We start from the raw sequence: 11,074 nt of genomic DNA, 5'->3' as shown, positions 1-11,074 counted from the left end.
AGCAGGGTGAACGAGCCGATCGTGACGGGATCGTCGTGGGTCAGTGGGGACAACATCAGCCTCAGACCTCAAATGCCTGAGGAGCGACCGCCCCTGACGATGGGCCGGTGCGGGCGGTCAACCGATTCACACTGATCACCAGCACACGTTTCATCTGCGAATCCCCCCGAGCTCCAACTACGGCATTGGAGCCTACCGGCGGGGGCCCCTGCGTGATGACCGAGGGTGCGGTCGACGACCGCAGGCCGGTCGGGTACTTGGATGTGGAAATGCTGAGCGGACAGTTAAGCCCGCGCCGATTCCGTCGTAGGGTAGTCCGGCCGTCAATCAGTTGACGCGTCACCTGTCGTTTGCATGTGTTCCGGGGGATTCATGTCGTTCGATACCGAGTGGTCTTCAGTGCGTACCGGGTCAACTGCGAACGTCGGCACGCGCCTGAACCAGTTGCCCGCAGAGGGCGGTGCTGGGAGCAGTACCGCCGACCTCGGCGTCAATCAGGACAAGCTGGGCGCAATCGGTAGCGCCGCGTATAACCTGCACGGCCGGTTGAACACGACTGGGAAGCACGCGAACGCGAGCACGTCGGAAGCGGCGCAGATGATGACCGTCAACGGCTTCCGCACCGGCGCCGCGATGGCGACGGTGCACGAGACGTGGAGCTCGCAGCTGAAGACACTTCTTGATGCCTGCGCGAACATTTCGAATCATCTCGACTACAGCGCGGCGTCGCACGCGAAGGAAGAGAAGGACATCGCTGCGGCTCTGAGCACGTCGAAGATAAACGAGTACCTGAAGTAAGGCGGGGGAGCCATGCTGACGTTCGACAACGTGTATCACGCTCCGCTCGACAAGCTGAAGGCATCGGTGGACGACTGGTCGAAGATGACGACCGACCTTGAGACGCTTGCTTCCGATGCGAGCTCGACCATGGCGGCCAAGGCCAAGGACGATTACTGGCGCGGTGTGAACGCCGAGGTGACGAAGCCGTTCGTGGACAAGACGGCCAAGGAGTTCGACGACGCGGCGAAGGCCGCGAAGGGGATCAAGCAGATCCTGTCGGACGGGTACCAGGCGTTCAAGAAGGCGAAGGACGACCTCGAGAAGCTGGTGGACACCGAGGCGCCGGCGCAGCACCTGGTGATCACGGCCCAGGGCAAGGTCGCGGCCAAGCATCCGCTGGAGGACGACAAGGCTGCGATGCGTGACCCGGATTACGGTCCGGCGCTGCAAGCGCAGAAGGCCAGGATCGAGGCCATGCAGAAGCGCGTCGACGCCATCGTGGAGACGTGCGACGACGCCGATGTCGCCGTGTCGAACGCGCTCAAGGCGAACATCACCGGCGACAAGCACAACTTCAGCGCACCGAAGTACAGCAGCATCGACGCCGAAGAGGCCCAGCGGGCGGTCGACCTCGCGAAGAAGGGCCGTGACCTTTCGCATCAGGAGCTCGAGCAACTCAACGAACTCCTCAAGGACAATCACGACTCGAAGATCTTCTCGCGGAACTTCTACGACGGTCTCGGCCCGAAGGGTGCCCTCGCGTTCTTCGGGCAGCTCTCCACGGACACGTACGACTACTCGGAGCAGGACAAGGAACGTCTGAAGGACGTCCAGGAGCTCCAGAAGAACCTCGGTCTCAACCTTGCCACAGCCACGGACCCCACCGGCAAGGACGACAAGTGGACCCAGAAGTGGGGCGACGAGATGCGCAAGCTCGGCACCGAGCGCATCCCGCTGGCCAAGCACGACTACAACGGTGTCTACGGGTATCAGCTGCTCGGCGGCATCATGCGGTACGGGAACTACGACCCGAAGTTCCTGAACCCGATCGCCGAACACGTGGTTCAGCTGCACGCCAAGGACCCCTACATGTTCGCCGACACGAAGAACATGCTCGGCTACGACAAGCATCCCCTCAACCCGTCCGGAAAGCACGGGGCGGGCTACGACCCGGTCATCAGCATGCTCGAGGCGCTCGGCCACAGCCCTGAGGCGTCGAAGGAGTTCTTCTCCTCCGAGCCGAAGGCGTACAACGAGGACGGCACCTATGAGGGCGGCGTTCCGAAGGACGCGGACGGCAAGGAGATAACGAGCTACCTGGACTACTTCGGGAACAAGGACTACAAGTCGTTCCCGGACATCGTGGGCCATGACCCCGATGCGGCTGAGGAGTCGATGAATTACATGCCCGATGCGTTCGGGCACGCCTTGGAGTCCGCGACGCTCGGCCATGCATACGACGACCCGACTCCCAAACTGGTCCGGGACGAGACGACCGCCGAGATCATGAAGGAGGTCGTCACGAAGTACGGCGGGGACGCGGGGCTCCTCAAGCATCAGGAAGCCATGGCCGACAGCCTGGGCCGGATGGGCGCCGGCTACATCGACGACATCAACTGGGCGCTGAACGACAACAAGACGGACAGCATGTTCGCCCCGAAGCCTGGCGAGGAGCACAAGCACGCGATCTTCGGGCAGGGCGACGCACGCAGCTTCCTCAGCACGCTGGGACAGCACCCCGACTCGTACGCCTCGATCGCGGCGGCCGAACGCATCTACACCAACGGCATGCTGGACACCCAGGCGGTCGGTGCCGACGGCAAGATCGATTCAGGTGCCGCCAGGTCTGCCGTGTACACCGGTGCTGAGGTGCAGGGCATGCTCGACCAGTCCCGCGCGGACCAGGTCACCGCCGAGAACATGAAGAAGGACGAGGAGTACAACAAGGCCCTCGAGAAGCGGTCCGGATGGATCCAGTTCGGTACCGGCGCCGCAATCGCGGCCGGAGTCGCGTTCCTGCCCGCCACGGCGGCCGCTGCAGGTGCAGCGGCGATCCTCGTTCCTCTGGCTATGGACCAGGGCAGCGCGGCGGCGGAGCAGCTGGCCGGACAGTTCATCGGTGACTGGTCCGAAGCGGCTCAGGAAGAGCACAAGGACAAGATCGAGGACCAGATCCGAGAGCAGCGGACCAATATCTACACGGCGGGCGAGGACAATTCGCAGGCAGCTCTCAACGACTTCATGGCTCGGCATCAGATCAAACCCGACAGTGACTTCGGAATGGACTTGAAGCAGGCCGCCGACCTCGGTTACATCAAGGGCAACTCGAAGGAAGACCAGCAGGGACAGGACCCTGAGACCGGTGGCTAGGGGATCTCGTGAGGAACCGTAGGTACGTGCTGGGCGCGGTGACCGTTGCAGCGGTCATCTGCGCCGGCGCGGCGGGGTGCAGCAACGGCAACGGCGACGGCGACGGCAACGGGACCGCGGGTGAAGGACCGGACGAGACGACGAGCTCTGCCGCCTCCGGAGCGATCTGCGGCGGCGCCATGTCGCCCAATGCCCTGAAGGCGCTGGCCCTGCTGACCGGGAGCTCAGAGCTTCGTTCGACGGACGAGGACGATGTCCGGAGCGCTGCCGAGACACTCGTTGCCGGGTGGAAGCCGTTGAGCCCGCCGTCCGGGCCGGGCGTGGAAGCCGACCTGTGTGCGGTCTCTTCGAAGGAGGCCTCGGGCGGTCCAGCCGATGTACGCATCACGTTCGGCCTCTCCGACGCCGAGACCGCACAGGGTGGGCACGAGATCGCGCAGAGCCTGACGCCGTACGAGATGGGGGAGCGTGCGTCGGTGGGCACTCAGTACGCGTTCCTCTGGTTCGCCTGCACCAGTGAACAACTCGCCGGGTCGAAGGAGACCCCGGCGTACATCCAGACCGAGGTGCGCAATGCGCTGCCGCCCGAAGGCGACGAGGGGCGACTGCGGGACGCCGACGCCACGGTGGTGCACTCGGCGTCCGTCGCGCTGGCACGGCAGTTGAAGTGCGACAACCTCGGCGGTCTGAAGTCCGAGCCCACGCTCAAGAACTCGAACTAGCACCCCAGGCCCCTGGCGGGGCCGTCATTGGCACTTCAGCTCGCGCTGCGCGAACGCCACGAACTGTTTCAGCAGGGTGGGGAGTGCTTTGCGAGGCTGCTCGTCCTCCGGTGGGTCAAAGGTGCTGAGGTGCAGGTCGATGTACTTCCCGGGGGTCGAGGGTGTCTTGGAGGGCTCACACGCAACGTAGGACGCGGCGCCGTTGTACCAGATGATGCCCTTTTCTCCTACGTCAATCGGGTCGGGGTCGGCTTTCTTATAGCTGGACCAGTCGATGCCTCGCTCGAAGTTCTCGTACCTGGCAGACGCCTGGAATTGGGTACGGCCGTCGATGTCGAGAGAACATGTCGTCGAGTCGAGGTCTTCAGCAAGCGCGAAAGGTCTCGCTGAAATCGTGACCTTGTCGCCGCTGGGCAGGAAGGGAATCAGATCCTTACTGGCGAAAACGTCCCAGCAGATGCGTCCTGGTAGTTCCGGGACGGCCTTGGCCTCGCCGTTGGAGCAACCGGTCACGATTGGCATCATGAACGCGAAGGTCGAAACGGCGATAGAAACGTGACGTGGTCGGCGCAACGTTTAACTTCCTTTCGGCTGCGAACTGGCCACCATGTCACGGCCGACGGAGTGACCCATCCCCATCTGTGTTGAGGCCGAACCCTGGTATTCTTCAATTTGATCAGCCGAGAGGCCGGATCCTCTGGCGCCGCTCTCAACGGCGCTTCTGGCCGCTTCCTTTGCCGCGCCTTCAGCGTCTGCGTAGCCGGACGCGGACTCGCGGCGGGACTCGTACGACTTATCCTGCTCCGCGCTCTTCACCGCCGACTCCGTGATGTCCTCCTTCACCCACATGATCACGTCACCCCCCACCGGCAACATCTCGAGGTACTTGCCGCCCACCGCGTCGATGATGCGATTCGTCCACTTGGCGTTCTCCGCCACGCCCGCGTTGTACTCCGCCGCCTCGTGAGTCTTCGCGTCGTGAACGGCCTGCGCTCGGGCCTCCGTCATCATGCCCGCGATCTCGCCGCCCGGGTGGACGGCATTGCGCACGGCTTCGCCCGTGTCGCCGTGTTTCTCGGGGTTCTGGAACACGTCGGACACGAGTGCCGTCGTGTACGCCTGCTGCGCGTTGGTGATCGCGCCGTACGCCTGTGGGTCCTGGCCCACTGCGCCCAGGAACGCGGCCATCTCGTCCTTGCGGAACTCGGCCGGCTCCCCGAACGGCTTGATCTGGTCCGCGCCGTTCTCGGCCGTGGCCTGCAGGTCCGGCATGTACTCGGCCGCCATGTTGCCGAACTGCGGGGCGAGAGCGCTCAGCGGGCCCGACGGGTCACCGGGTTTCGCTGCCACAAGAGACGGGTCCGCGCCGATCTTCGCCACGACCTGCTCCATGACGCTGCTCATGGCCCTGGTGTGCGACACGGGCGGTGCGTCCTCGTCGCCCGGTACGCGGCCGGTGACAGCCGCTTCCAGCGCGTTGCCCAGCGCCGTCTGGCCGGGGTTGGTCTCTCCGCCGACCGTGGCGTCGTACCAGTCCGCGGTCGGCTTCTTGTCGAGTATGTGGTCGACGACGCCTTGCGTGTCCTTGCCCTTGATCGCGGCGTCCGACAGGGTGACGATGCCGTCGTTGTTGGTGTCCTCCCGGACCGGTTCGTTGAAGAACGCCGTTGATGCCTCGGGGTTCTTGCTCATCGCCTCCATGAGTCCGGTGAGCGGGTTGAACCCCCTGCCGCCCTCCTCGTCGAGGTTGAAAGCCATCGTCCTGCTGAGCGGCATGTTCTGTTCCCAGAGGCCAGGGGTCTTCTTGTCCACGGCCACCATGTCGCGGCCCACGGAGGTGAGGAACTCCTTGTCGTACGTCCCCTCCCGCAGGAGCGCTCCCAAGGCCTGGTAGCCGTACACCTGGGTACCCGGGGCCGTGAAGGCCGAGACGTCCATCTCCTTGCGGCCCGCCTGCATGAGCTGCGTCGTCCACGTGGCGTCGAGGTGGTTCGGGGTCGAGGTCCGGGTGGCGAGGCCGAGCATCGCGCCCATGTCGTTCTGGATCCCGCGCACCATGTTCACCCGGTCCTGGCCGGCCTGGCCCAGCGATGTCGCGTCCAGCGACATCTTGGTGTAGGCCTCGAGGGTTCCTTCCGCGCCCAGCTTCCGGTAGAAGGCGGCGGAGAACTCGGGATCGGCGCGGTTGTCGTCGATGAGGTCTGCGAGTTCCTTCAGGGCGGCCGCATTGCGCGCCGTGCCGCCGGGCCCCGTGACCTTCTCCATGAGAGCTGCCGCGCGATCCACCTGCTCCGCGTCGAGGCTCTTGTGCCTGGGAGCGGTGAAGTTGTGGTCGTCCGTGACGTTCGCCGCGAGGGCTCGCTTCAATGACTCGTCGGCGTCGGAGCAGTCCTCGACCATCCGGTCGATCTTCCGCTGCCAGGACCGGACTGCTTCGTTCTGCTTCCGCAGGGCTTCCGCGTATCCGGGTTCGTGCTGTGCCGTGACGTCGTCCTCCAGCGAGTGACGCGGCTTCACCTTGCCCTGGGCGTCGACGTGGATTCCGGCGGCCGGCCCCTCCTCGTCCCTGATCCTGACGAGTGCGTCCTTGGCCGCCTTGAACGAGGTGTGCGCGTCTTCGAGGAGCAGCTTGATGCCCTTGGCCTGGGCGGCCGCGTCGTCGAACTCCTTGGCCGTTTCGGTGATGAACGGCTTGGTGATGTCCGAGTCGACGCCCTTCCAGTCGGCCTTGTCGGACTTGGCCTTCATCCCCAGGCGGGCGTCGTCGGCGAGTCTCTCCAGCTTGGTCACCATCTCCGCCCAGTCGTCGACGGCTTCCTTCAGCTTGCCGACGGGAGCGTTGACGACGTCGTCGAACTGCAGCACTGCGCTTCCCCCGACGGTCTATTCGAAGTACTCGTTGAGTTTGGACACCGAGGTGAAGCGGCCGACGATGTCGGCGTCGTTGCCGGCGTGGCTCGCCTTGCTGTGGTCCAGGTGGTTCGAGATCTGAGCGCATGCGTCCAGCAGTGTTCGCAGTTGCTTGTTCCACCGGTCGTGCACCTTCAGCACCGCGGGTCCGCTGGCGAAGTTGCCGTTCGTGAGGGCGATCGCGGCGTTGAAGGTCGTCGGCCTGGCATGGTCACCGTCGCGTGACAGCTTGCCGTGGAGCTCGTAGGCATCGTGACCGACCGCCCCGAGATCGTCCTGGTTGACGGTCAGGTCCTTGGCTCCGCCGCCCTGTCCCGGCTCCCCGTCGGACTGGTTGAGCCGCATGGCCACGGTCTGTGAAGCCCCGGCCCGGGCGGCGGCCCACTCCTCGTCGAACGTCACGTCGAGAATCCTCCGTACCCCCGTCGGCCCTCCTTGGCCCTCGGTCGTCAGGCGACCCGAGGGCGTGCGACCGGAGGGCAGGCCTGCGCGGCCCGACCTTATCGGAAACGGCTCCCCAATCGTGCGCAGCTGCAATGAATCGGCCCAAACGGCAGCTCGTCGGGACGTGCTTGCCGACGGTGGCATCGACCTCCGACCACCCCGCCCGCCTGCACGGTACGGACCTCAGCCGCCAGGACCTCCGACCCGACCGGGTTTGCCGCGCGGCAGGACTTAGGCCAGGACGGCTTCGTACCGCAGGCGAGTGCAACGCCTCAGCCGAAGACCGGAAGCGCCGTGAGCTGCTCCCCGGCCACCACGAAGATGCGGTTTCCGTCCCCGTCCATCCCGTAGCTCCCGACGTCCGCCGGCAGGGTGTGTGTCCAGGCCTGCTTGCCGGTGTCGTGGGACATGGCCCGTACCTCGACGCCGTCCGTCCCGGCGGGCCTGGGGTTCATGGCGCACACGGTGTCGCCCTGCACGGCGATGGGGCTGTACATGAAGTACGACTTGGGGGACCGCCACACCTCGGTCCCGTCCGTGGCCTTGTACCCCAGGACATAGGGGCCTTGGCTCGTGTACACGGTGTCTGTGTGGACCAAGGGCGGGCCCGAGGGCTGCAGCTTGCCGTCGACCATCTCGCTCTTGCCCCACAGTTCCATGCCGTCCGCGAGGTTGCGGGCCGTCAGCGACGCACCGTTGAGGAAGACCGTGTCGCCCAGGACCGTCGGCTGGATCAGCGCCAGGTCCACCGAGGCCTGGTCGGCGATGTTCCATACGGCACTGCCGTCGGCCGAGTCGACGGCGACGACCTGACCGGGTTGGGTGGCGACGACGAGGCGCCCCTTGGCCGCGACGCCGGTCGGCCGACGCTCGGTGAGCAGGTCCGCCTCCGTCGGAGCCGTCCATCGGACCGTGCCGTCCGAGCGGCTGATGCTGCGCAGACGGCCCTCCTTGGTGCTGAGGTAGACGGCCCACTCGTCGGTCGCGAGGAGCTTGTGCGCGTCTGCCGGAGCCGTCCAGCGGCGTTCACCGCTGGAGGCGACGAAGGCGACCAGGCGTCCCTTCGTGTCGACGGCTGCGACGAGCGCGTCCGACAGGGACAGGAACCCTGCCTTCGTGTCGATACCGGGGGCGGACCAGCGCTGCTTGCCGTCGGTGACGCCGTGCGCCGCAAGACTTCCGTCCGGGCCGGCCACAAGGAGCACGTCCCGCACCGGCAGTACCTGGGTGGAGCCCTTGCCGAGGGCACGGACCGGCCCCCACAGTGGTTCCGGTGGCCCCGTCGACTCGGGCACGCTGTCCGCCTCCGGTGTGCCGGCCGCAGGCGGCAGGGCGAACGGGTCCGCTTCCGCACGCCCCTTGAGCCACCACGCCCCCGCGCCGCCGCCGGCGGCGACGACCGTGCCGCCCACGGCGAGCGCGGTGACCAGGCGGCGCCGGGAGATGCCCCGCGATGCGCCGCTGCCCGAGGCCAAGGTGGTCATCTGGTGGACCGTACGCTCACGTTGTGTGATGTCGGCGGCCAGCGGACCGTGGCGCCAGATACGGCCCGCGCCGCGTGTCCGGGCGAACACGACCGACATCTGCGCAGGTGTCGGTCGCTGAGCGGGGTCTTTTGCGAGGCACGGCGCGACCAGCGGTGCGAGCTGCTGCGGCACATGCTCCAGACGGGGTGCGCCGTGCACGACTTCGTACTGCACCGCCGCGACGTGCGCGCCGCCGAACGCCTGCTCGCCGGTGCTCGCGTGGACGAGTACGGCACCGAGGGAGAACACGTCCGCGGGTGGCCCGACCCGCTGCCCCAGCACCTGCTCGGGGGCGCCGTAGCCGGGGGTGACCGGCGCCTGGCCCGTCGTCGTCAGCGTCAGGCCGTGCTCGGGGCGGGCGATGCCGAAGTCGATGATCCGCGGTCCTGAGGATGTCAGGACGATGTTGGACGGTTTGATGTCGCGGTGGATCAGCCCCGCGGCGTGGATGTCGGCCAGCGTGCGCACCAGGGCGGAGGCGAGCACACGAACCGTCGCCTCGTCGAAGGGGCCGTGCGCCCCGACGGCCTGGTCGAGCGTCGGACCTGCCAGGAACTCGGTGGCGATCCAAGGCCGTCCGCCTTCGGTCTGCGCGCCCAGGACCCGCGCCACGCCCTTGCTCGTGACCGCCTGCGCCATCCGGGCCTCGCGCACGAAGCGTTGCGCGAGCCCCTGGTCGTGGGCCATTTCGGGCCGTAGCACCTTTACTGCGGCGGCGGTTCCTGCGGCGTCCTGGCCGATGTACACCTTTCCCATGCCGCCTTCACCGAGGATGCCGAGCAGACGGTAGGGGCCGAGCCGGATCGGGTCGCCGGTGCCGAGGGGTCGCATGAAGGGATGCCTTCTCGTTGTCGGATGCGCTGTGGGACGAGGTCCTTGCCAGGGCGTTCGGGTGGTCGGGTGGTCGCGCGGGGCCGGTCGCGTACGCCGGTGCTAGGCGATCTCGTAGCCCGCGATGAAGTCCCGGCCCACGGCGATGAGCCGCTCCGGGATGCCCATGTGGGCGTAGAAGCGGTCGCCCTGTGCTTTGTACGTTCTGGCCACCTTGCCGGTGGCGACGTCGACCACCTTCATCAGGCCGGCCTTGCGGTCGTAGCTGTAGACGCCCCGATAGCCCGTCACCGGCGGGATCGTGAGGTCGGCATCCGTGCTCTGACCACCTGTTTCCCGCCACACCAGGTCGCCGGTGACCCAGTCCAGCGCCACGAGGCCCGTTCCTTCTTCCACGGCGAACAGGGAGTCGCCGATGACAGGTGGTCCGGTACGACCCCGGGACCGGCCGACGCCGTAGCTCCACACCTCCCTGCCGTCCTTGAGGGCGAGTGCGCGCAAGGGCCCCGTCGGCGGGTAGACGTGGACCAGATCGACTTCCAGCAGGCCTTGGACGTCGTCCGGGTCGGTGACCTCCAGCGGCTGTTCCCATCTGAGCTTCCCCGTCCGGGCGTCGTGCACCGCGAGGGTGACCTTGCCCTGGGGCGACTCCCGCAGCAGTACGAGGTGATACGTCTCCTCGTGGTCGATCACCCTGGCGGCGAGAAAGTGGAGCCGCTGGGAAGCCACCGGTCGCGAAGGAAGCGGCCGGCGCCAGACGGTCTTGCCCGTCTGCGTGTCGACGGCCATCAGGAACCACTTCTGGTCAGGGCCGAAGCCCAGTGCTCCGCCCGTCGGCTTCCCCTGACCGGCGGCGATGTAGACGACGCCCTCCTGGCCGCACAGGAGCTGCGTTCCCGGCAGCGCGCCGTTGCAGTCCTTCAACTCGGTCGAACGCGCGGTCAGATCACGTGACACCAGGTCGGTCACCTTGATGGTGAGCGGTCCGGCGCCCGAGGAGGGGGCTTCGCTGGTGTACAGCCTTTCCTCGTCGGAGGCGCAGCGGTGCATGGGTGCCTTGCCCAGCGACGGGATCTCGACGCCTCCCCGGTTCATGTCCAGGACGCGAACGCCGTCGGCGTCCGAGACGGCGACGGAGGCCACGAAGCTCAGTGGTCTCGGCGGCTGGGGGACGGACTTCGAAGTGTTCAGCGGCACCCGCCAGAGCCAGTCGCCCTTCTTGGCCGGCGACACGTCGGGTGCCGGTCCGCCTGCCGGTTTGTTGCCGTTTCCCTTGCTGCTGGTGTTGAGCCAGGTCCAGATGCCGGCCCCGGTGAGTGCTGCGGCGGCGAGGGTTCCGGTGCCGGCTTTCAGTAGAAGGCGGCGGGGCGGGACAGCTGAGGGGCTTTCTGGATGAGCGGGAGCGGTGTCCTGGGGTGGGGCCGGCCGGTGGGGTTGGTGTTGCCAGACGTGGGTGGCGCGTTGGGTGATGTGGGTGAGGAGGGTGTGGGG

8 protein-coding genes are annotated in these 11,074 nt (G+C 66.8%); 3 read left to right on the top strand and 5 right to left on the bottom strand.

The window, feature by feature from the left end:
* The first annotated feature begins 372 nt into the window (after positions 1-372).
* The 3 genes from IE198_RS34350 to IE198_RS34340 are packed head-to-tail and all read left to right on the top strand — an operon-like array spanning position 373 to position 3,872.
* Entirely contained in the window at positions 373-798 is a 426-nt protein-coding gene (locus IE198_RS34350; protein WP_189893949.1) for a hypothetical protein, read from the top strand.
* Positions 799-810: 12 nt separating this feature from the next.
* The gene (locus IE198_RS34345) at positions 811-3,150 is read left to right on the top strand and encodes a MerR family transcriptional regulator (RefSeq protein ID WP_189893947.1); all 2,340 of its coding nucleotides are present in this window, start codon (positions 811-813) and stop codon (positions 3,148-3,150) included.
* Between the two features lie 8 nt (positions 3,151-3,158).
* Entirely contained in the window at positions 3,159-3,872 is a 714-nt protein-coding gene (locus IE198_RS34340; RefSeq protein WP_189893945.1) for a hypothetical protein, read from the top strand.
* Between the two features lie 24 nt (positions 3,873-3,896).
* Here the strand turns inward: IE198_RS34340 and IE198_RS34335 are convergent, their stop codons facing one another.
* The 5 genes from IE198_RS34335 to IE198_RS34315 all read right to left on the bottom strand — a co-directional run.
* Positions 3,897-4,397 (bottom strand): hypothetical protein, encoded by a 501-nt coding sequence (locus IE198_RS34335; protein WP_189893943.1) that lies wholly within the window; start codon positions 4,395-4,397, stop codon positions 3,897-3,899.
* A gap of 51 nt (positions 4,398-4,448) precedes the next feature.
* Positions 4,449-6,737, bottom strand: coding sequence for a hypothetical protein (locus tag IE198_RS34330; RefSeq protein WP_189893941.1), 2,289 nt, complete (start codon positions 6,735-6,737; stop codon positions 4,449-4,451).
* An 18-nt stretch (positions 6,738-6,755) separates the two neighbouring features.
* Positions 6,756-7,184 (bottom strand): hypothetical protein, encoded by a 429-nt coding sequence (locus IE198_RS34325; RefSeq protein WP_189893939.1) that lies wholly within the window; start codon positions 7,182-7,184, stop codon positions 6,756-6,758.
* Between the two features lie 314 nt (positions 7,185-7,498).
* Complete coding sequence (locus tag IE198_RS34320; RefSeq protein ID WP_189893937.1) at positions 7,499-9,583, bottom strand: outer membrane protein assembly factor BamB family protein; 2,085 nt, start codon at positions 9,581-9,583, stop codon at positions 7,499-7,501.
* Between the two features lie 102 nt (positions 9,584-9,685).
* The coding region (locus tag IE198_RS34315) for an outer membrane protein assembly factor BamB family protein (RefSeq protein WP_229834845.1) at positions 9,686-11,074 on the bottom strand (1,389 nt) is incomplete at its 5' end.

Source organism: Streptomyces xantholiticus (assembly GCF_014651015.1).
GTDB lineage: Bacteria > Actinomycetota > Actinomycetes > Streptomycetales > Streptomycetaceae > Streptomyces > Streptomyces xantholiticus.
Note: the sequence above shows the minus strand (reverse complement) of the source record. Positions and strands in the feature narration are given on the sequence as shown.

Bases quoted from the DNA above. Each gene is read 5' to 3' on its own strand.
- IE198_RS34320 (WP_189893937.1), bottom strand. From the start codon at position 9,583: ATGCGACCCCTCGGCACCGGCGACCCGATCCGGCTCGGCCCCTACCGT.
- IE198_RS34350 (WP_189893949.1), top strand. From the start codon at position 373: ATGTCGTTCGATACCGAGTGGTCTTCAGTGCGTACCGGGTCAACTGCG.
- IE198_RS34335 (WP_189893943.1), bottom strand. From the start codon at position 4,397: ATGATGCCAATCGTGACCGGTTGCTCCAACGGCGAGGCCAAGGCCGTC.
- IE198_RS34345 (WP_189893947.1), top strand. From the start codon at position 811: ATGCTGACGTTCGACAACGTGTATCACGCTCCGCTCGACAAGCTGAAG.